A 21,386-nucleotide genomic window follows, 5' to 3' on the forward strand; every position below is an offset into this window, starting at 1 on the left:
CGCCGCCTTTTGCGTTGCCGCTCAAGCAGCGAGGGCGCGAACTATACGGGCCCCGCCGGGGCTGCGCAAGCGCTTTTTGACAAAAAAGTCACAAAAGTTCCAGCGCAGTAAATCCACAGGCCCAATCACTTGGCCCTGAAGATTCAGAGAAGGGATTCACTAAGCGTAGTATCGGCATCGGGAAACACCAAACGCCAGAAGAGGAATGGGCGGCCAGGACCGGCCGCCCCAAACGGCTAAGAAAGCTGGCTACTTGTGTCGCTACTTGTCCTTTGCGCCTGCTTCAGGAGACTTCTCCGCAGTTTCCGGCTCCGCAGAATCTTCCGCGCCGGCGCCAGCCCCCTCCACAGGGACCCCCGCAGAAATAGCGGCCCTGCGCACACGAAGCCGCTGCCACACCCAGGTCACCGGACCGGAGAAGGTGTACACCACTGCGATAAACAGCAGAACCCGCGGGGGATCAATGGTCACCAGACTGAAGATCAAAATGATCGCCAGCATCATCACGAAAGGTACACGCCCCTTGAAATCCAGCTTCTTAAAGCTCGTGTAGTGAAAATTCGACACCATCAGCAAGCCCGCAGCGATGGTGACCAGTGCGGCAACTATGGCGAGACCGGTGCCAATCTCTGCGTCGTAGCCAGCCCAGACCATACTCGCAACGATTGCAGCGGCGGTCGGACTCGCGAGACCGATAAACACCCCTTTATCCACGGTATCAACCTGGGTATTGAAGCGCGCGAGGCGCAGGGCCGCGCAGGCCGCATACAGGAATGCCGCCGCCCAGCCCAGTTTACCCAACGGCCCCAGCCCCCAGCTGAATACCACCAGCGCCGGCGCGAGCCCGAAAGACACCATATCTGAGAGGGAGTCGAACTGGACACCGAACGCACTCTGGGTATCGGTCAGACGCGCCACTCGCCCATCCAGTCCATCGAGGATCATTGCCGCAAATATGGCGATAGCCGCGGCTTCGAAATTGCCATTCATGCCCGCGATGATGGCGTAAAAGCCGCTGAACAGGGCGCCGGTGGTAATAAGGTTCGGCAACAGGTAGACACCTTTCGCCCGCACCCGCTTGCCGCTGGCCGAGACCTCTTCCTCGATATGCTCGTCGACGGGAAGGCGAATCTCTTCTTCGGAACGCGCACCTTCGAATTCCGGCGCGCCCTTGTTGTCGCTCATAAAAGCTCCGTATCAGGTTGTTATGCCAGCGAGTGTACAGTGGCTGCGCGCCAAAAAAAAAGCGGCGGGGTCCGCTTTCGCCTGACCCCGCCGCTTTCTGCCTCAGTCTGAAACCGAGTTAGCTGTTGCCCTCGGTCTTGTCGATGATCTTGTTGGCCTTGATCCAAGGCATCATCGCACGCAGCTTGGCACCGACTTCTTCAATCTGGTGCTCACCCCCAATGCGACGCTCTGCCTTCAGGCGCGGCTGGCCGGCGAGAGACTCCAGCATGAAGTCCTTGGCGAACTTACCGGTCTGAATGTCTTTCAGTACCCGCTTCATTTCCGCCTTGGTCTCTTCGGTCACGATACGCGGTCCGGTAACGTAGTCACCGTACTCTGCAGTATTGGAAATAGAGTAGCGCATATCCGCGATGCCGCCCTGGTACATCAGGTCTACGATCAGCTTCAGCTCGTGGAGACACTCAAAGTAGGCCATTTCCGGTGCATAGCCGGCTTCTGTCAGGGTTTCAAAACCGGCCTGTACCAGTGCAGAAACGCCACCACACAGTACCGCCTGCTCGCCGAACAGGTCAGTTTCGGTTTCTTCGCGAAAATTGGTTTCGATGATACCGGAGCGGCCACCGCCGTTCGCGGACGCATAGGAGAGCGCCAGTTCTTTGGCGCTGCCGGAAGCGTTCTGATAAACCGCAATCAGGGTCGGCACACCGCCCCCTTCCAGGTAGGTGGAACGCACGGTGTGGCCCGGCCCTTTCGGCGCGATCATGATCACGTCCACGTCTTGCGGGGGCTCGATCAGCTCAAAGTGCACGTTGAAGCCGTGGGCGAATGCCAGTGCAGCGCCGGCTTTCAGGTTCGGCGCCACCTGCTCGCGGTAAACCGCGGCCTGATACTCGTCCGGGGTCAGGATCATCACTACATCAGCGTCTTTTACCGCATCCGCCACTTCGGCAACACGCAGACCGGCCTTTTCCGCTTTCGCCCAGGAGGCAGAACCCTTGCGCAGACCGACAACCACATTGGCCACACCGGAGTCTTTCAGGTTGTTGGCGTGGGCGTGCCCCTGGGAGCCGTAACCGATGATGGCAACAGTTTTGGACTTGATCAGGGAAAGGTCACAATCTTTATCGTAAAAAACTTGCATAACTTACTTCCTACTTAATGTGCTTTAAAAGTGTTGTTTCTCGCTGAATTCTCAGCGGTAAATCAGGGCGCTTGCCGGCATTTCACATACCCAGTCTGTTAAATACTGAGCACCTTCTCGCCACGGGCAATTCCCGAAACTCCAGAGCGGACCACTTCCATAATGGTGTGCTCACCCAGTGCCTGTAAGAAAGCGTCCAGTTTTTCACTGGTACCCGATACCTGCACCGTGTACATATTGCTGGTGACGTCGACGATCTGGCCGCGGAAAATATCCACACTACGCTTGACCTCGTCCCGCTGGGCGCCGGTCGCGCGCACCTTCACCAGTAGCAGTTCACGCTCGATATGCGAACCTTCGGTTAGATCCACCAGTTTCACCACATCGATCAGCTTGTTCAGATTCTTGGTGATCTGTTCAATCTTGTGATCATTCCCGATGGTGGTCAGGGTCAGGCGCGACAGCGTCGCGTCTTCGGTAGGCGCCACCGTGAGACTTTCGATGTTATAGCCTCGCTGGGAAAACAGCCCTACCACCCGCGACAATGCACCGGGTTCGTTCTCCATCAGAACCGAAATTATTCTGCGCATTCTGCTTACCTCCCCTTACGTCCGTTCCGTCTTGCTCAACCACATATCCCGCATGGAGCCATTGGGCATTACCTGCATGGGATAAACGTGCTCGGACGGGTCGACGTAAACATCGATAAACACCGTGCGATCCTTGATCGCGAAAGCCTCAGCCAGCTTGCCGTGCAGCTCGTCGCGGTGCTCGATCTTCATACCCAGGTGACCGTAGGCCTCCGCCAGCTTGATAAAGTCCGGCAGCGACTCTTCGTACACGCTGTTGGACAGGCGGCCTTCGTACTGCATCTCCTGCCACTGTTTCACCATGCCGAGCGCCTGGTTGTTGAGGCAGAGGATTTTTACCGGCAAGTGATACTGGGTGGCAGTGGACAGCTCCTGGATACACATCTGGATACTGCCTTCCCCGGTCACACACACCACTTCCGAATCCGGGTGCGCCATCTTCACCCCCAGTGCCGCCGGCAGGCCGAAGCCCATGGTGCCGAGACCACCGGAATTGATCCAGCGGCGAGGCTTGTCGAACAGGTAATACTGCGCGGCAAACATCTGGTGCTGGCCGACATCCGAAGTCACGTAGGCTTCGCCACGGGTGATTTCGTGTACCGCCCTGATCACTTCCTGCGGCATCAACATGTCACCATCGGTGCGATAACGGGGAGCGGTATAAATACCGTGGCGCTCGCGCCAGTCGTCGATCTGACGCCACCAGTCGACGATTGCCGACTGATCCGGCATATCCTCGGAGGTCTTGAGCATTTCCAGCATATCCCCCAGTACCGACTGCACGGTGCCGACGATTGGTACATCCGCGGTAATGGTCTTGGAAATGGAGGCAGGGTCCACGTCGATGTGAATCACCTTGGCCCCGGGGCAGAATTTGTTCGGAGTGTTGGTCACCCGGTCATCAAAACGCGCACCCACAGCGAGAATCACATCCGCGTGATGCATAGCGGTGTTGGCCTCAAAGGTGCCGTGCATGCCGAGCATGCCGAGGAACCGCTTGTCGGTGCCGGGATAGGCCCCGAGCCCCATCAGGGTATTGGTCACCGGATAGTTCAGGCGCTGGGCCAGCTCTGTCAGGAGCGCGGAGCCATCCCCCTGCACCACACCACCGCCCGCGTAGATCACCGGACGCTTGGCGGACAGCAGCAGCGCCACCGCTTTGCGAATCTGTCCGGTATGCCCCTTGCCCGCAGGCGTGTAGGAGCGCATGCGCAGCTTTTCCGGGAACTTGTACGGGAAGCGATCGACCGGATTGGTAACGTCTTTGGGCACATCAATCACCACCGGGCCGGGGCGGCCAGTGGAGGCGATAAAGAATGCTTTTTTAACGGTCTCGGGAATATCCTCGGCCTTTTTGACCAGGAAACTGTGCTTCACGATCGGGCGCGAACAGCCGACCATGTCGGTCTCCTGGAAGGCGTCCTCACCGATCTTGTCGGAAGGCACCTGGCCGGAAATCACCACCATGGGGATGGAGTCCATATAAGCGGTCGCAATGCCGGTAATGGCATTGGTGGCACCGGGACCGGAGGTCACTAGCACCACGCCGGTCTTGCCGGTTGCGCGGGCGTAACCATCCGCCGCGTGGGTAGCGCCCTGTTCGTGACGCACCAGTACGTGCTTGATGCCTTTCTGCCGGAAGATGGCATCGTAAATATGCAGCGCCGAACCGCCGGGGTAACCGAATATCAGGTCTACCCCTTCATCCTGCAGCGCGCGAACCAACATATCGCCGCCGGAGAGTAATTCCACTTGAGTCCCCTCATTAATTCCCAATTGTTAGGATACGCATCACCCCGAAACCACAGAAACACCGGGTGGCACGAAAGCCAGACGGCGATTCTAAAGGAAAAGCGTGATAAATATCAGCCTTAAACGCAGATTTAGCCCGTTTTTTAGGATAACTTCACGGCAACATCATTTCTGCGCGGAATCTGGCCGGTGGAGAAACCGGGTGCCAGACCCCAAGGCCTCCAGATGGGGAGGGCCTCCTCGGCGGGAGCGGGTGGGTGCTTAACCCACCGGAGAGAGAGTGCGATCCGCAGGGTGTTGCGGTGACATCTACTTCGCCGAGTGAGCCACAAATTGTCCAGCTTGAACCCGGGCTGTCAATAGTCCGAACGGTCACAGAAGCCTCGGGGGCACCGAAAGACAGCAAAGATCGCAGGTTCGAGCCGAACAAAGTGTTAACTGGGTTGCGAGATGCCCACCCCAGCCCGTTACAATGCGTGAACGGCGGCTTTCACTACGCCGGGAAGAAGAAAACAAGAATCAAGACAACACAAGGTAGTTTCCCATGCGCACTCGCTCCGCGATTCTGGCATTGATCCTGGGCCTTCCCGCATTCGCGCTGGCAGATGGCATCTATAAATGGGTGGATGAAGACGGCGTGGTGCACTTCGGATCCCAGCCACCGCAGGAAAAGCAGGTGGAAGTGGTCAAGGCCCCCAAGTCCGAACGCTACAAAAAATGGCAACAGGAGCAGAATGCCCTGGAAGCCGGGCGCAAGCTGGAAACTGCCGCAAACACCGAAGAAGTAAAGGAACAGGCAAAGGCCCCGGTTACCGCCGAGAAATCCGCCATCAACAAGGCGGAAATGGCTGCCCGCGCCCAGCGCTGCGAGAGTGCCCAGCGCAGACTGCAGGAACTGCAGAGCCACGCGCGGGTACGGGAAGTGGATGCCAGCGGCAATTACCGCGTGCTCCCGGAAGAGGAGCGCCAGCAGCGGATCCAGCAGGCACAGCAGATTCTGCAAACCAGCTGCTAAACGGTTTTCAATCCCGGGAAGGCCGCGCCGCGGCCTTCCACCCCGCCCATTCAGCTTTGTGAATTGTTGCCACCTCCTCCCAGCACCTCCTCACTTCCCTTGGCCTCAGCAGCGTAATCCCTCCCCAGGTACAGATACATCGCCGGTACCACGAACAGGGTGAACAGGGTGCCGATGGTCATGCCCGTGGCCACCACCAACCCCATGGCAAACCTCGCCCCACCGCCCGGCCCTGCTGCCACCAGCAACGGCACCATCGCCAGTACCAGTGAGGCGGTGGTCATCAGGATCGGACGCAGGCGAATGGACGCGGCCGCCTCTATCGCCTCGCGCTTACTGTTGCCCTGCTGTTGCAACTGGTTGGCAAATTCGACAATCAGGATACCGTGCTTGGAAATCACCCCGATGAGGGTCACCAGTCCCACCTGGGTGTAGATATTCAGCGTGGTCAGCCCGAGGCTGACAAAGATCATTGCCCCACACACACTCATGGGTACCGTCACCAGCATGATCAGCGGGTCGCGCCAGGACTCGAACTGGGCGGCGAGCACCAGGTAGATCACCACCAGCGCAAAGAAAAAGGTCAGCACCAGGTCCGAACCTTCACTCTTGAACTGGCGCGACTGGCCGGAGTAATCCGTCGAGTACTCCCGCGGCAGCACCTCTCTGGCTGCAGATTCGAGCACCCCCAGCGCCTCTCCCAGGGTAATTCCCGGCCGCGGCACGCCGGAAATAGTAACCGCGTTCAACTGCTGAAAACGCTTCAACTGCTGCGGCTCTACGGTCTCCTCCACCCGTACCAGGGTGGAAAGCGGCACCAGGGTGTCGTCACCGGCACGAATGTAGTACTGCTCCAGTTGCTCGCCGGTCAGGCGCTCGCTGCGCACCACCTGCGGTATCACCTTGTAACTGCGATTTTCCAGGGAAAAGCGGTTGGTGTAGGCACCGGACATCATCGCCCCCAGTTCGCGGGCCAGGTCCGCCATGGTGACACCGACGGATGCCGCCTTGTCCCGATCAATGACCACCGACAGTCGCGGCTTGTCCAGCTTCAGATCCGAGTCGAGAAAAATAAATTTCCTGCTCTCCAGCGCGCGCCCCATGATGTCATCGGCAAACCCCGCGAGATTGGCGATAGGCTCGGTGGAACCGATAACAAATTCCACCGGCAAGGTGCCGCCTGCGGTTGGCAGACTTGGCGGTACGAATGCTGCCACTTTCAAGCCCGCGATCTGCGACACCTCATTGCCAATCAATTGCTGCATTTCCTGGGTGTTCTTGTCGCGCTTGTTCCACGAGGACAGGACGAAGCCCGCAATGGCGCTGTTGGTACTGTTACCGGCACCGCCAACACCGTTCAGCAGAAACAGGTTTTCTATTTCCGGGTAGCGGTCCTGCATACTGTTGATCTGGTTAGTGTACTGCTCGATATAGTCGATGGTTGCGTAGGAATCGGCACTGGCAACACCGAGGACGAAGCCGCGATCTTCCTTCGGCTCCAGTTCCGCGGGCGAAGTGATAAACAGGAAGTAACAGCTACATAGAACGATTACCCCGAATACCAGTATCACCAGCCGCTCATCCAGCGCAGCGTGCAGGCGGCGCTGGTAGCTGTTCTGCAACCCGTCGAGGCGGCGCCCCAGCCATACCTCGAACCGGTTACCCTGCTCGCCATCCCGAGGTCGCAATACTTTTGCGGCCATCATCGGCGACAGGGTCAGGGCCACAACTCCGGACAAAAAGACCGCACCGGCGAGGGAAAAGGCAAACTCCACAAACAGGGTGCCGGTCAGCCCACCGAGGAAGCCGATCGGCAGATACACCGCGATCAGGGTGGTAGTCATCGCCACCACCGGCCAGGCCAGTTCCCGCGCACCCTTGATCGCCGCGTCCTCGGGCGCCATGCCCTCCTCGATATGCCGGTGCACGTTTTCCAGAACAATGATGGCGTCGTCCACCACAATGCCGATGGCGAGCACCATTGCCAACAGGGTCAGCAGATTGATGGAAAAGCCCATCAACAACATCAGGAACAGGGCACCGACCAGGGACAGGGGCACCGCGATAGCGGGAATGATCACGCTGCGCAGGGAACCGAGGAACAGGTAAATAACCACGATGACAATCAGCACCGCCTCGGCAATGGTTTTCACCACCTCATTGATGGAGTCCTGAATGTACTCGGTGCTGTCGTAGGGGATTTCTCCCAGCATGCCTTCCGGCAGCTGGGGAAAAATTTCATTGTGAAGCTTGTCGCGCACCTCGGCGATCACCTCCAGCGCATTCGCATCCGGGGCCACCTCCACGGCAACGAAAGTCGCCGAGCGCCCGTTAAATGTCACCGAGGTATCGTAGGACTCGGATCCCAGCTCTACCTCCGCCACATCCCGCAGGCGCACCAGCCGATCGCCATCGGCCCGCACTACCAGGTCGCGAAATGCCGGCTCCGAGGCAATATCGGTTGCCGCGCGGATATCCATTGCCACGCGGCTGCCCTTGGTGCTCCCCACTGCCGCCAGGACATTGTTCTGACGCAGCGCCAAACTGACATCCCCGGGTGTTACGCCCTGCGCTGCCATCTCCGCGGGTTTCAGCCAGATGCGCATGGCGAAGGTGCGATTGCCCAGCAATGCCGCCCGCTGCACACCGGCGATGGTGGAGAGCTTGGGCTGCACGACGCGGGTGATGTAATCGGTGATCTGGTTGTTGTCCAGCAGGTCGGAAGAAAATGAGAGGTACATCGCGGCGATGGTCTCGCCGATGGCGAGGTCGACCGTAGGATCTTCGGACTCTTCCGGCAATTCGCTGCGCAACTTGTTGACCTTGGCCACCACCTGGGTGAGGACCTCGTTGGGATCGTAGTCCAGCCGCACATAGGCCTGAATTACCGAGCTGCCCTGCACACTGGTGGACACGAGATAGTCGAGACCATCCGCGCTGGCGATTTCCTGCTCCAGCGGCGTGGTGATAAACCCCTGTACCAGATCGGCATCCGCACCCACGTAAACGGTGCTGACGGTAATCACCGCATTTTCCAGCTCCGGGTACTGGCGTACATTCAGCTCGGTGGCGGAGCGCAGCCCGAGCAGAAAAATAAACAGGCTGACCACACAGGCCAGCACCGGTTTGCGGATAAAAATCTCGGTAAAGTTCACACGGACGTCCCTGCCGGTGAGGCTCGTGACCAGCGACTCCTAGCTGTTATCGGGTTTCGGGTTCAGCTGCTGTGGCGGTGGATTGTCGTTGTTGACGATGACGGAACCCTCGTTGCGCAGTTTCAGCAGGCCGCTGGTGGCAACCTGCTCACCCGGCTCCAGCCCATCGGTGATCTCTATCAGGTCACCCCGCTCCTCGCCGGTTTTCACAAAGCGCTTGACCGCCACCAGTTGCGCCTGTTTTGCGACCGCATCTGGGCGCTCGGCGCTGGATTTCTGGATCACGAATACGGAATTGCCGTAGGGCGCGAAACTGATCGCGGTGCGGGGCACCACCAGTGCGCTGCGGAATTTCTCCACTTTCACCTGAACATCCGCAAACATGCCGGGACGCAACACCCGCTCGGGGTTTTCCAGGGTGGCCTGTAATAGAAAAGTGCGATTGCGTGGGTCGATTGCGGGATTTATCGCGGTAATGCGACCGCTAAATTTCCGCTCGGGCAGCGCGGGCGCGGTGAGCGAAATATTCATGCCCTCGCGAACCCGGGAGAAATCCTGCTCGGAAAGAGAGAAATCCACATAGATCGGGTGCAACTGCTGCAGTGATACCACCGCATCCCCGGGGGCGACATTCTGCCCCAGGTCGACCTGGCGGATTCCCAGTTGTCCGGAAAAGGGGGCGTGGATACTGCGTTCATTGATGGTGGCTCGCTGCACCGCCAGATTGGCGACCACCTGATCCAGCGTGGCCTGAGCCCGATCCAGCTCCTGCAGGGTAGCGACGCCCTTTTTTTTCAGCTCGGAAATACGCCGATAGTCGCGCGCCGCGAGGCGGCGCTCGGCTTCCAGCACTTCAATCTGCGCCGTCTCCGGCGCTGCCGCAAGCTCCATCAGCAGATCCCCCTTGCTGACCTGCTGGCCGGACTCAAAATGGATCGCCTTGACTTCACCCTGGGCCTGGGTGGTGACATCGACACCGTTCACCGCACGCAGGCTGCCCACGGCACTCAGCATTCCCTGCCAGCGCTGCACTTCGACACGGGCGGAGGTAATGGTCGCGGGCGGCAACGGCATATTGTTGAACGCCTGGTTCATCATGTATTTGCCGAACAGCTTGAAACCGAAAACACCACCGAACACCAGCAGGCAGCCCAGCAGCATCCACAGCATGCGCCGGTTAAATATCTGCCTTGCCAGTGTCATACATCAAATCCATTTACACCTGCCCGTCCATCTGCACCGGCGTCGGTTGGGCAACCCGGTACTACTTGGTGAAGACCGCCCTGTCCCCTTCCAGTTCCGCGTGAATGGTGTCTCCCGGTGCAAACTTTCCGGCAAGTACATCCTGCGCCAGCGGGTTTTCCAACCACATCTGTATAGCCCGCTTGAGCGGTCGCGCGCCGTACACGGGATCGAAGCCGATATCCGCCAGTTTGTTCAACAGGGGCTCGGAAACCTCCAGCTTGAGGTCGCGCTCCGCCAAGCGCTTGCGCAGGCTGTGCAGCTGGATCTCGGCAATGGAGCGCACCTCGGCCCGGTTCAGCGGGTGGAACACCACCACTTCATCAATCCGGTTGATGAATTCCGGGCGGAAGTGGCTGCCAACCACATCCATTACCGCCGCTTTCATCTGCCGGTAGTGGATTTCGCTGTCCACCTCGTCGTCATCCCGCGCGCTGGCATATTTCTGGATCAGGTCCGAACCGAGGTTAGACGTCATGACCACCACCGTGTTGCGGAAATCGACGGTGCGACCCTGGCCATCGGTCAGGCGGCCATCTTCCAGTACCTGCAACAGGATATTGAACACGTCCGGATGGGCCTTCTCCACCTCATCCAGCAGCAACACCGAGTAGGGTTTGCGGCGCACCGCTTCGGTCAGGTAGCCTCCCTCCTCGTAGCCGACATATCCCGGAGGCGCGCCGATCAGCCGGGCGACCGAGTGCTTCTCCATAAATTCCGACATATCGATCCGCACCATGGCATCTTCGGTATCGAACAGGAATTCCGCCAGCGCCTTGCACAGCTCGGTCTTGCCCACGCCGGTGGGACCGAGGAACAGGAATGAACCGTTGGGGCGGTTGGGATCAGCAAGCCCCGCGCGGGAACGACGCACGGCGTTGGATACCGCTTCTACCGCTTCGCCCTGGCCGATCACTCTGTCATGTAGGGCATCCTCCATCTTGAGAAGTTTTTCCCGCTCGCCCTCGAGCATCTTGGCCACCGGAATACCGGTCCAGCGGGAAACCACTTCCGCCACCTCTTCATCGGTGACGCGGTTGCGCAGCAACTGGTTTTCGCTGGCGTCACTGGTATCCGATGCCAGTTTCAGCTGCTGCTCCAACTGCGGAATTACGCCGTACTGCAGTTCGGACATACGGGTCAGGTCGCCGGCGCGGCGCGCCGCGTCCATATCGAGCTTGGCCTGCTCCAGTTTGTTTTTGATGTCCGCGCTGCCCGCCAGCTTGGCTTTTTCCGCCTTCCAGATTTCTTCCAGGTCGGCGTACTCTTTTTCAATACTGTCGATATCCTCTTCGAGCTTTTGCAGGCGTTTCTTCGCCGCTTCGTCGTCCTTGTCTTTTTTTACTGCCTCGCGCTCGATCTTGAGCTGGATCAGGCGACGGTCCAGCTTGTCCATTTCTTCCGGCTTGGAGTCGATCTCCATACGGATACGACTGGCGGCTTCATCGATCAGGTCGATGGCCTTGTCCGGCAGCTGGCGGTCAGTGATATAGCGCTGGGACAATTTGGTGGCGGCAATGATCGCGGAGTCGGTGATATCCACACCGTGGTGCACTTCGTAGCGCTCTTTCAGGCCGCGCAGGATGGCAATGGTGTCTTCCTCGCTGGGCTCATCCACCAGTACCTTCTGGAAGCGACGCTCCAGCGCGGCATCCTTTTCAATATACTTGCGGTATTCATCCAGGGTGGTGGCACCCACGCAATGCAGTTCGCCCCGGGCGAGCGCCGGCTTCAGCATGTTGCCGGCATCCATCGCCCCTTCGGCCTTGCCGGCACCGACCATGGTGTGCAGCTCGTCGATAAACAGAATGACGCGGCCTTCCTGTTTGGACAGCTCGTTCAGTACCGCTTTCAGCCGTTCCTCGAACTCACCGCGGAACTTGGCACCGGCCAGCAGCGCCCCCAGATCCAGGGACAGCAGTCGCTTGTCTTTCAACCCTTCCGGCACTTCGCCGTTCACGATGCGCTGGGCAAGGCCCTCGACAATAGCGGTCTTGCCCACACCGGGTTCGCCGATCAGCACCGGGTTGTTCTTGGTCCGCCGTTGCAAAACCTGAATGGTGCGGCGAATTTCGTCGTCGCGACCGATCACCGGATCCAGCTTGCCTGCTTCCGCGCGCGCGGTCAGGTCCATGGTGTATTTGTCCAGCGCCTGGCGCGCTTCTTCCGCCTGCGGGTCGTTGACCTTTTCGTCGCCGCGGATTTTGCTGATGGCATCCTGCAGATGCTTGAGGTCGCCGTGCGTATTCAGGATTTTGGAGATTTCGCCGGCTGCCGGGTCAAACGCCGCCAGCAATACGGTTTCGCTGGCGATAAAACTGTCGCCATTTTTCTGCGCTTTTTTATCCGCCAGATTGAACAGACGCATCAGTTCCTGCGACATACCGACATCGCCGGTGGGCGTTCCCACCGTGGGCAGGCTGTCCAGACGTTTGGCGAGATCGTTGCGCAGGCCATTGAGGTTAAAACCGGCCTGGTTGAGAAATGCGGTGACACTGCCATTGGATTGATCCAGCAGTGCCTGCAACAAATGTTCGGGATAAATCTGGTTGTGATCGCGACCGACGGCAATGGATTGTGCGTCGGCAATGGCGGCCTGCAACGGGTTGGTCATCCGGTCGATGCGCATTGTACTTTTCCCTCTCCTGATCATTGACGCGCCAGACACGAGGTTACGGCGCGCGGAAATGCAATGACGAATACAGTCTAGTGCTGATCAGTAATTTGCGGGCGGATGGAGGGTTTTCAATAGGTTGGCTCGGAGAAGGCCCGCAGCTCAGGTTTTTAAGCAGGTAGAATGAGGGAGTATTGTGGCAGTGATTGACCGCCACAGGGCCAGCTAATGAACGAAGCCTCCGGGCTAGGGGCTTATTCGAACCAGATCAAAGACGCCATGCGCCCGGTATCCCCGTCCCGACGATAGGAAAAGAATTCGCCCTCTTCGCTAACAGTACAGCGGTCGCCACCAAAGACTTCGGTAATGCCAAGCTCCGCCAGTTCGGCACGGCCCAGCGCATAGATATCCGCAAGAAAATGCAGCGGCTTTTTGCTGTGGGGAATAAAACACCTGGAGATTGCCTCGGCGTGGGACTCACTCATGGCGGACTCGAAGGCCGCCTCCAGCACATCCACGCCGCACTCGAACGCTTCCGGACCGATGGCCGGCCCCAGCCACACTAGCAGATCCTCGGGGCTGCTTTGCATCGCCTCGATGGTCGCGCGGATCACCCCGCCCGTCAGCCCCTTCCAGCCGGCGTGAATTGCCGACACCTCGGAGCCGTCCCGGTTGCACACGAGCAGTGGCAGGCAGTCCGCCGTCAGCACCGTGCACACAATGCCCTTGTCGCCGGTAAAACTCGCATCCGCGGTCAGGATCTTGCCATCGCTCCTGGCTTCCACCGCCTTGTCGCTGTGGATCTGCTCCAGCCACTGGGGGGCATTGGGCAGGTTCAGCTCCTGCTGCAACTGCGCGCGGTTCGCCGCCACCGCGGCGGGGTCATCTCCCACATGGTCCGCCAGATTGAAGGCGCTATAGGGGCCTTTGCTGTTGCCGTCGGCGCGCCGGGTAACGAAAGCGCGCACATTGGCTGGGGCGGGCCAGTCGGGTTTCAGGTAGTGATCGGCAGCCATGGTGAATCCTTGCTAATTAGGCGGTTCAGTGATCATCCGCCCGCAGCAGTGCGAGCAGTTGCAGCATATCCTCCGGCATCGGCGCCGACCAGTGCATCGGCTCGCCGCTCTCCGGGTGAATCAGCGCCAGCTCGGCCGCGTGCAGGGCCTGGCGGGGGAACTGCTGCAGCGCCCGAATCAGCTCCGGACTGGCGCCGGCAGGTAATTTGCCGCGGCCGCCGTATAAAGGGTCCCCCACCAGAGGGTGGCGAATATGCGCCATATGCACGCGAATCTGGTGGGTGCGCCCGGTTTCCAGCTGGCAGCGCACCAGGGTGTGGCCGCGGAAGCGCTCCTGCAGGCGGTAGTGAGTGATGGCTTCCTTACCGCCGAAGTCCAGTACCGCCATCTTCAGACGGTGCTGGCGGTGCCGGCCCATGGGGGCATCCACGGTGCCACCGCCACTCAGGGTGCCCTGGACTATGGCATCGTACTGGCGGCTGACACTTCTCTCTTTCAACTGGTCGACCAGGTCTGCCTGCGCCTGCAGGGTCTTGGCCACCACCATCAGGCCGCTGGTGTCCTTGTCGAGGCGGTGGACGATGCCCGCGCGGGGAATATTCTGTTGTCCCGGGCAGTGGGCCAGCAACCCGTTCAGCAGGGTGCCATCGGGGTTGCCGGCTGCCGGGTGCACCACCAGCCCCGCGGGCTTGTTGAGCACCAGCAGGCTGTCGTCCTCGTACACTATGTCCAGGTCCATCGGCTGCGGTAGCCACTCGCCCTGGGGCTCCAGTTCGGCGCGCAATTGCAGCTGCTCACCGCCGAACAGCTTGTCCTTGGGCTTGGCGGTACGCCCGTCGACGGTGAGTTTTCCGCCCTTGATCCAGGCCTGCAGGCGCGCGCGTGAGTAATCGGGGATCAAATCCGCTGCGATCTGGTCAAACCGTTGCCCGGCGTACTCGGCCGGGACTTGTATATCGAGTTGTATTTGATTGCTCATCCGAGAGGGTCTAATACTTTGGGCTGGCGGGGACGCTGTGGTTAAATAGCTGCCCTTCGGCCCCCGGTGAATTGTAAAGGGCGGCTAGTTTAATAAGGTTGAGACAAATAATGATAGAGCGAGGGGCAATGTGGTCTTGGAATAGGCAGGCCTGGAAAATCCTGTGTCTGACGTTGTTGGCGATTCTTGCGGCATCCTGCGCCAGCACCGATGAGGAAGAAGAGGGCTTACCCTCCGGCAATCGCACCGAGCAGGCGTTCTACGAGGCGGCCCAGCGCCAGTTGAAGTCCAGCCAGTGGGAGCTGGCGATCAAGAACCTGCGGGCCCTGGAAGACAACTTCCCCTTCGGCAACTACGCCGAGCAGGCCCAGCTGGAGCTGATTTACGCCTATTACCGCGACTATCAGAACGACGCCGCCATCTCCGCGGCAGACCGTTTTATTCGCCTGCACCCCCAGCATCGCAACGTGGACTACGCCTATTACATGAAGGGTCTAGCGTCCTTCACCGAAGGCAGCGGCCTGTTCGAGCGCTTCCTGCCCACCGATATGACCCGCCGCGACCCGGGCTCGGCGCGCGAATCCTTTGCCTACTTCTCCCAGCTGATGGCGCGCTACCCGGACAGCCGCTATGCGCCGGACGCACAGAAGCGCATGATCCACCTGCGCAACCTGCTCGCTCGCTATGAGATCCACGTCGCCAACTACTACTTCAAGCGCGGCGCCTACCTGGCGGCGGCGAACCGCGGGCGCTATGTGGTGGAGAACTTCCAGCAGACGCCGGCGGTGCCAGATGCCCTGGCGGTAATGGTAGAGGCCTACCACCTGCTGGAGATGCCGCAACTGGAGGCCAACTCGCTGGCGGTGCTGCGCACCAACTACCCCGGTCACCCGGCCTTCAACAAGGACGGTACCTTTGACTACGACTACTACGAGGGCGCCAAGGACCGCAGCCTGATTCACTGGGCGACCCTGGGCCTGTTCGAGAAAGATGACCCCCGCGGTTTCGACAGCCGCGAACTGTACAACGCCGAATACCGGCCGGAAGACGCTCCGCTGCCGCCGGAACTGTAAACGCAGATTCCACAGTGTAAAAAAGGCCCCGCAGCGAATACTGCGGGGCCTTTTTTGTTTCGGGAGAAGGTTCGGCGGGTATTACTCCCCGGCCTTCCAGCCATTGGTGATCGGGTAGCGCCGGTCGCGCCCGAAACCGCGCTCGGAAATCCGCACCCCCACCGCCGCCTGGCGGCGCTTGTATTCATTGCGGTCGACCATTGTCACCACCCGCATCACGGTAGCCTCGTCAAAGCCCTGCTGGATGATATAGGCCGCGCTGTGATCGTGGTGGATATACAGGTCCAGGATCTGGTCGAGGACATCGTAGGGCGGCAGACTGTCGGAATCCACCTGGTCTGGCGCCAGTTCCGCGCTGGGCGGGCGGGTGATGACGGTCTCCGGAATCACTTCGGAAATGGAGTTGCGATAGCGGGACAGCTCGAACACCAGAGTCTTGGGCACATCCTTGAGGGCGTTGTAACCACCCACCATGTCACCGTAGAGCGTCGCATAGCCCACCGCCAGCTCACTTTTGTTGCCGGTAGTGAGCACCATGGCCCCCTTCTTGTTGGAGATGGCCATCAGCAGCATACCGCGGGCGCGGGCCTGCAGGTTTTCCTCAGTGGTATCGCGCTCGCTGCCGGCAAACTCACTCTCCAGCGCTTTCATGCTGGCATCGAAAATGCCCTCGATGCTGATCACTCGATAGTGGATACCCAGGCGCCCGGCCTGGTCCGCAGCATCGTTCCGGGACAGATCCGAGGTATAGCGGAACGGCATCATCACCGCCTCCACCCGGTCAGGGCCCAGTGCATCCACCGCAATCGCCAGGGTGAGGGCCGAGTCGATACCACCGGAAAGCCCCAGTACCACGCCATTGAAGCCGTTTTTGTTCACATAGTCGCGCACCCCCAGCACCAGTGCCTGGTACACCGATGCGAGCCCCTCGAGCGGCTCGGCGTCGTTGCCCGGCCGCAGGGTGACCCGGTCACCGTCGCCAGTGACCGTTACCGGCAACAGGCTCTCGACAAACTCCGGGGCGCGGGCGCAAAGCTTGCCGTCCGCACCTACCGCAAAGGAGCCCCCGTCAAACACCAGCTCATCCTGGCCGCCGACGGAATTGACGTAGACGATGGGCATCTCCCCCGCCTGCGCCTGATTCCCCAGCAGCGCCAGGCGCTCCTGCGCCTTGCCGCGGTGAAAAGGCGAGGCGTTGATATTCAGCATCAGGCGGGCGCCGGCGCGCTTCGCCTGGGCCACCGGCTCCGGGTGCCAGATGTCTTCACAGATGGTAATGGCAGTGGGAATCCCCTTGATATCCACCACGCAGGCCTGTTCGCCGGGCAGGAAATAGCGCAGCTCATCGAATACCTGGTAATTCGGCAGCTTCTGTTTGGCATATTCCGCGACCAGCTCACCGTCCTGGATAATGCCGGCCATATTCAGCACGGTGCCCGCCACCACCCGCGGGTACCCCACCAGTACGGCACAGGGAAGGTCGGCCTGCTTCAGTTTTTCCAGGGCGCTATCGATGCGCTTTTGCATGCTCGGGCGCAGCAACAGATCCTCCGGCGGGTAACCGCACAGGGTCAGCTCCGGAAACAACACCAGGTCTGCGTCGTGCTCCCGGTGAGCCCGCCGAGCGACTTCGACCACCTGGTCAGTGTTGCCGGGGATATCTCCCACCAGCAGATTGATTTGCGCCAGCACTAGCTGCAAAGTAGACATCTTAATACCCCGTTGAACTGAGGCCGCTATTGTAGCCACGCCACCGAAGCGCACAACAATGGCGGCGCCGCAGAAAAGTAACGAGAATAAATTTTGACCAGCGCAAGCCAGCCCACATCTGCGCCCCACGCCGCCCCTTCCATCGCCGCACCACAGCCGGCGGATGCGGATACCACAACGGAAAAATCGGGCAACAACCTGCGCCTGCGGCAACGGGATCTGCTGCGCATCTACGCCTGGTATCGGGTTGCCATTGCGCTGATCCTGCTGGGGCTGTTTACCACCGGGGTCAGCCGCGGCAGCGTGGGCACCCTATGGCCCACGCTCTACCTCAACACCGCCATTACCTATGCGGTATTCAATGTCGCCTGGCTGATTTACCTGTTCAAAGGCAGGTTCCACACCTCGCCAAGGCGGATCGGCAGCATTCTGGGCTGTGACATCCTGGCATTTCTGCTGCTGATCCAGGCCAGTGGTGGCCTCGATTCCGGCGTCGGCTACCTGCTGCTCACCACCTGTGCCGTAGGCTCCCTGCTGCTGGACCGGCGTATGGGGGCATTTCTTGCCGCCATCGCCAGCATCGCGGTAATCGGCCAGCAACTGGCAGGGCTCGCTCTCGGCGTGGCGGAAACCCAGGATATTGTTTCCGCTGGCAGCCTGGGGATTCTGCTGTTTACCGCGGTAAGTGCGCTGCAATACCTGTCTGCACATATTCGCCTCGCCAACCGCAAGGCGGAGCAGGAGCGCTTGCAGGCGGTCCACCTGCAACGACTGACACAGCAGATCGTGGCGCAGATGCGCACCGGGGTAATAGTGCTCGACCACAGCGACCGCGTGGAACTGATCAATCGCGCCGCACAACAGTTACTGGGAGAGGGTCACCACGCAGGAAACAAGGTTAGCGAATCATTACAGCAAACCATCGAACAGCTGCGCGGTGATGACAGCCGCAATCACAGCATTACCCGCGATTCCGGCCACGGCGAGCTCAGGGTCAGCCTGGCGAGCCTGCCGCGTTCTCCCGGGTCCCGCGGCAGCCTGGTTTTTCTCGAGGACAACCGCAAACTCGTGCAGCAGGCACAGCAACTGAAGCTCGCCTCACTGGGCCGGCTTACCGCCTCCATCGCGCACGAGGTCCGCAATCCGCTCGGCGCCATCAGCCATGCGGCGCAACTGTTGGCAGAATCGCCGTCAATTACCAGTGAAGACCGTCAACTGACCGATATCATCTGCCGCCACAGCCAACGGGTAAACCAGATCATTGAAAACGTGATGCAGCTTTCACGCCGTGAAACTACATCCAGCCAGCTGCTGGATCTTGGCGACTGGATACAGCAATTTATTCGCGACTTTAGTGTCGGTGCTCCGCACGATGCATCCGTCACCCTGAGCGTGGACCGGTCGCCGGTCCTTGCCCGCTTCGATCCCAGCCAGCTGTCACAGATCCTGACCAACCTCTGCAACAATGGCCTGCAACATTCCCACGCCGCTACCGGGCGCCGTGAAATCGAAATCCACATCTATTTCCACGCACAGCGGGAATGCGCCTGCCTGGAAGTGCTGGACTGGGGGCACGGTGTTGCGGAAGAGCACAGAGACAAGATTTTCGAGCCTTTTTTTACCACGGAATCCAGTGGCGCCGGGCTCGGGCTATATATTGCACGGGAACTGTGCGAGACCATTCGCGCCAATATCTACTACTGCCGCGCTCAGGACAAGCGCAGTTGCTTCAGGGTAGAATTTGCCAACACGGAACAGAAGTTCTAGAAAACAACAATAAGAGGTTTTAAAACCTCTCTAGGGACTTGCATAAATACAACATGGCAGAGCCTCACCCCATAGCACTGGTTGTCGACGACGAACCGGACATTTGCGATCTCCTGTCCATGACACTCACGCGCATGAATATTCGCGCGGATATCGCCATGACCGTCGCCGAGGCCCACCGACGCCTTGAGGAAAAACAGTACGACTTCTGTCTGACGGACATGCGGCTGCCGGACGGCGATGGCCTGCAGCTGGTGGAAAAAATCCATTCCTACCCCGCCGACCGCGCGATGCCGGTTGCGGTATTTACCGCGCACGGCAACATGGACACCGCCATTGCCGCACTCAAGCTCGGTGCGTTTGATTTCGTCAGCAAGCCGGTCAATCTCGAACAGTTGCGCACACTGGTCCAACTCGCCCTCAAACTAAGGGAAGAACGCCATACACCAAGCGGCGAACTCTCCCCTCTGCTGCAGGGGCAATCCCCTGCCACCCAGAAGCTGCGCAACCAGATTGAAAAAGTCGCGCGCAGCGATGCCCCCATTCACATCCATGGTGAAACCGGCTCCGGCAAGGAAGTTGTCGCCCGGGCCATCCACAGCCAAAGCCCCCGGGCAGATCAGCCCTTTGTGCCTGTCAACTGCAGCGCGGTACCGGCAGATCAGCTGGAAGCGACCTTTTTTGGCGAATTTCAAAACGGTGTTCAGGTCAAGGAAGGGCTGTTTCAGCTAGCCCACGGCGGCAGCCTGTTTTTCGATGACGTGGCAGACCTGCCACAGGACATACAGATCCAGCTGTTGCGGGCCATCCAGGAAAAAAGCATCCGCCCGGTAGGCACCGGCAGGGAAACCCCGATTGATGTACGTATCCTGAGCGCCACCCACAAAAGCCTCGCCGAGGAGGTTGCCAGCGGCCATTTTCGCAGCGACCTCTACTACCGTATCAATGTCATCGGACTATCGGTACCACCGTTGCGGGAACGGGCGGAAGATATCCCGCTACTTGCCCGCAGCATCATGCGCGATATAGCCGCCGGCAGCGGCAACCCTACCCCCAGGTTGACCCGCAACGCACTGGCTGCACTGCAGGCGCACCCGTTCCCCGGCAACCTGCCACAGCTGGAAGGCATACTCGAACGCGCCTATGCACTGGGCGAAAGCAGTACCGTGCGGACCGAGGACCTGCAGCTGGGTAGCGCGCCGATCGCGGACAGCAGCCAGCCAGCCTCTCCAGAGCCGGAACTGGATCCCGAACCAAAGCAAACAACTCAACCCGCGAGGTTACAGAACACCGGTGCATCCTATCCGGATCAGTTCTCCAGCTCGGAATTCAGCTCCCTGGATGAGTTCCTGCAGACCATAGAGCGCCAGGCCATAGAAAGCGCCCTGAACGATACCCGCTGGAACCGAACTGCCGCTGCAGAGAAACTCGGGATCAGTTTTCGTTCGCTGCGCTACCGGCTGAAAAAGCTCGGGCTAGAAAGCGACTGACCCGGCGCAGGGCCGGGTCAGGTTCGAATCACATGTTTGCCAACACCAGGAATTACCAGCACTCGGTTCCCTGGGGGCCAGAGGCGCCCTTCACTCCGGCCTGAGTCAACGTCAGACTGCCACACTTGCTGTCTCCCGCCTGGGTGGTCCCCGCGACGGGAGCTGCAGTCAGGGTAAAGGTGGTCGCAGCGACGGCACCGGTAACGGTATACATACCCTCTCCGGAGCTTACAGAACCCCCATCGAGGGTCTGACCAACTCCGCAGTTAGCGTGAGTGTAGCTGCTATACGCGGTAAAACACCGCTGTAAACGCTGTGCAACGTCATTCAACGCCGCCTTGCCGTCCGCACGATTGCTCTTGCGCACCGACTCCATGTAAGACGGGTAGGCAATCGCGGAAATAATGCCAATGATCGCCACCACGATCATTACCTCGATGAGGGTAAAGCCCTTCTGTTTCTGCATCTTTGTCATTTTCACTTCTCTTGTTAACGAAGCTGACGCCAGGACATACGGCCCACAGCCTCGATCGGGAAATCCCCTTCTTCCACGTCCAGCTCACCCTTGATGTTACTGGTGGGGAGATAGGCCTTCTCACCACTGCGAATGATTTCGGAGTAGCTGATCACCGCGTAATCTACCTCCTGCCCATC

At 59.7% G+C, this 21,386-nt stretch carries 15 protein-coding genes; 4 read left to right on the plus strand and 11 right to left on the minus strand.

The features are described from left to right. Positions 1 to 261 precede the first annotated feature (261 nt). From pssA to QZ511_RS12085, 4 genes are all read right to left on the minus strand, one after another. Positions 262 to 1,185, minus strand: coding sequence for a CDP-diacylglycerol--serine O-phosphatidyltransferase (gene pssA, locus QZ511_RS12070; RefSeq protein ID WP_295802683.1), 924 nt, complete (start codon positions 1,183 to 1,185; stop codon positions 262 to 264). Positions 1,186 to 1,303: 118 nt separating this feature from the next. Further along, entirely contained in the window at positions 1,304 to 2,329 is a 1,026-nt protein-coding gene (ilvC, locus tag QZ511_RS12075) for a ketol-acid reductoisomerase (RefSeq protein ID WP_295802685.1), read from the minus strand. A gap of 98 nt (positions 2,330 to 2,427) precedes the next feature. Beyond that, entirely contained in the window at positions 2,428 to 2,919 is a 492-nt protein-coding gene (ilvN, locus tag QZ511_RS12080) for an acetolactate synthase small subunit (RefSeq protein ID WP_295802687.1), read from the minus strand. 15 nt (positions 2,920 to 2,934) lie between these two features. Continuing rightward, positions 2,935 to 4,671, minus strand: coding sequence for an acetolactate synthase 3 large subunit (locus QZ511_RS12085; RefSeq protein WP_295802690.1), 1,737 nt, complete (start codon positions 4,669 to 4,671; stop codon positions 2,935 to 2,937). 544 nt (positions 4,672 to 5,215) lie between these two features. Here QZ511_RS12085 and QZ511_RS12090 point away from each other — a divergent pair. Further along, complete coding sequence (locus QZ511_RS12090) at positions 5,216 to 5,686, plus strand: DUF4124 domain-containing protein (RefSeq protein ID WP_295802692.1); 471 nt, start codon at positions 5,216 to 5,218, stop codon at positions 5,684 to 5,686. A 50-nt stretch (positions 5,687 to 5,736) separates the two neighbouring features. On the opposite strand, the gene QZ511_RS12095 is transcribed toward QZ511_RS12090, so the two are convergent. From QZ511_RS12095 to rluD, 5 genes are all read right to left on the minus strand, one after another. Beyond that, the gene (locus QZ511_RS12095; protein ID WP_295802694.1) at positions 5,737 to 8,841 is read right to left on the minus strand and encodes an efflux RND transporter permease subunit; all 3,105 of its coding nucleotides are present in this window, start codon (positions 8,839 to 8,841) and stop codon (positions 5,737 to 5,739) included. A 39-nt stretch (positions 8,842 to 8,880) separates the two neighbouring features. Continuing rightward, the gene (locus tag QZ511_RS12100) at positions 8,881 to 10,044 is read right to left on the minus strand and encodes an efflux RND transporter periplasmic adaptor subunit (protein WP_295802696.1); all 1,164 of its coding nucleotides are present in this window, start codon (positions 10,042 to 10,044) and stop codon (positions 8,881 to 8,883) included. 61 nt (positions 10,045 to 10,105) lie between these two features. Next, positions 10,106 to 12,712: an ATP-dependent chaperone ClpB gene (gene clpB, locus QZ511_RS12105; RefSeq protein ID WP_295802698.1), complete on the minus strand. Its 2,607-nt coding sequence runs from the start codon at positions 12,710 to 12,712 to the stop codon at positions 10,106 to 10,108. 239 nt (positions 12,713 to 12,951) lie between these two features. After that, positions 12,952 to 13,713 (minus strand): peptidoglycan editing factor PgeF, encoded by a 762-nt coding sequence (gene pgeF / locus QZ511_RS12110; RefSeq protein WP_295802700.1) that lies wholly within the window; start codon positions 13,711 to 13,713, stop codon positions 12,952 to 12,954. A 25-nt stretch (positions 13,714 to 13,738) separates the two neighbouring features. Then, positions 13,739 to 14,692: a 23S rRNA pseudouridine(1911/1915/1917) synthase RluD gene (gene rluD / locus QZ511_RS12115; protein WP_295802702.1), complete on the minus strand. Its 954-nt coding sequence runs from the start codon at positions 14,690 to 14,692 to the stop codon at positions 13,739 to 13,741. Positions 14,693 to 14,820: 128 nt separating this feature from the next. On the opposite strand from rluD, the gene QZ511_RS12120 reads away from it, so the two are divergent. Then, complete coding sequence (locus QZ511_RS12120; RefSeq protein ID WP_295802703.1) at positions 14,821 to 15,765, plus strand: outer membrane protein assembly factor BamD; 945 nt, start codon at positions 14,821 to 14,823, stop codon at positions 15,763 to 15,765. Positions 15,766 to 15,846: 81 nt separating this feature from the next. On the opposite strand, the gene QZ511_RS12125 is transcribed toward QZ511_RS12120, so the two are convergent. Further along, positions 15,847 to 17,475 (minus strand): NAD+ synthase, encoded by a 1,629-nt coding sequence (locus tag QZ511_RS12125; RefSeq protein ID WP_295802707.1) that lies wholly within the window; start codon positions 17,473 to 17,475, stop codon positions 15,847 to 15,849. A 93-nt stretch (positions 17,476 to 17,568) separates the two neighbouring features. Between QZ511_RS12125 and QZ511_RS12130 the strand changes: the two genes are divergently transcribed. Continuing rightward, on the plus strand, positions 17,569 to 19,242 hold the full coding sequence (locus QZ511_RS12130; protein WP_295802709.1) for an ATP-binding protein: 1,674 nt from the start codon (positions 17,569 to 17,571) through the stop codon (positions 19,240 to 19,242). A 53-nt stretch (positions 19,243 to 19,295) separates the two neighbouring features. After that, positions 19,296 to 20,732, plus strand: a complete 1,437-nt coding sequence (locus QZ511_RS12135; protein ID WP_295802711.1) for a sigma-54 dependent transcriptional regulator — start codon at positions 19,296 to 19,298, stop codon at positions 20,730 to 20,732. A gap of 52 nt (positions 20,733 to 20,784) precedes the next feature. On the opposite strand, the gene QZ511_RS12140 is transcribed toward QZ511_RS12135, so the two are convergent. Then, entirely contained in the window at positions 20,785 to 21,207 is a 423-nt protein-coding gene (locus tag QZ511_RS12140; protein ID WP_295802713.1) for a type IV pilin protein, read from the minus strand. Positions 21,208 to 21,386: the final 179 nt, after the last annotated feature.

Source organism: uncultured Microbulbifer sp., assembly GCF_913055755.1.
In the GTDB taxonomy this organism is placed as follows: Bacteria; Pseudomonadota; Gammaproteobacteria; order Pseudomonadales; family Cellvibrionaceae; genus Microbulbifer.

Excerpts from the sequence above, each read along its gene's own strand:
- QZ511_RS12125 (WP_295802707.1), bottom strand. The coding sequence starts at position 17,475 with ATGTCTACTTTGCAGCTAGTGCTGGCGCAAATCAATCTGCTGGTGGGA.
- pgeF (WP_295802700.1), bottom strand. The coding sequence starts at position 13,713 with ATGGCTGCCGATCACTACCTGAAACCCGACTGGCCCGCCCCAGCCAAT.
- QZ511_RS12090 (WP_295802692.1), top strand. The coding sequence starts at position 5,216 with ATGCGCACTCGCTCCGCGATTCTGGCATTGATCCTGGGCCTTCCCGCA.
- QZ511_RS12100 (WP_295802696.1), bottom strand. The coding sequence starts at position 10,044 with ATGACACTGGCAAGGCAGATATTTAACCGGCGCATGCTGTGGATGCTG.
- rluD (WP_295802702.1), bottom strand. The coding sequence starts at position 14,692 with ATGAGCAATCAAATACAACTCGATATACAAGTCCCGGCCGAGTACGCC.
- QZ511_RS12135 (WP_295802711.1), top strand. The coding sequence starts at position 19,296 with ATGGCAGAGCCTCACCCCATAGCACTGGTTGTCGACGACGAACCGGAC.
- QZ511_RS12140 (WP_295802713.1), bottom strand. The coding sequence starts at position 21,207 with ATGACAAAGATGCAGAAACAGAAGGGCTTTACCCTCATCGAGGTAATG.
- ilvC (WP_295802685.1), bottom strand. The coding sequence starts at position 2,329 with ATGCAAGTTTTTTACGATAAAGATTGTGACCTTTCCCTGATCAAGTCC.
- clpB (WP_295802698.1), bottom strand. The coding sequence starts at position 12,712 with ATGCGCATCGACCGGATGACCAACCCGTTGCAGGCCGCCATTGCCGAC.
- ilvN (WP_295802687.1), bottom strand. The coding sequence starts at position 2,919 with ATGCGCAGAATAATTTCGGTTCTGATGGAGAACGAACCCGGTGCATTG.
- pssA (WP_295802683.1), bottom strand. The coding sequence starts at position 1,185 with ATGAGCGACAACAAGGGCGCGCCGGAATTCGAAGGTGCGCGTTCCGAA.
- QZ511_RS12120 (WP_295802703.1), top strand. The coding sequence starts at position 14,821 with ATGTGGTCTTGGAATAGGCAGGCCTGGAAAATCCTGTGTCTGACGTTG.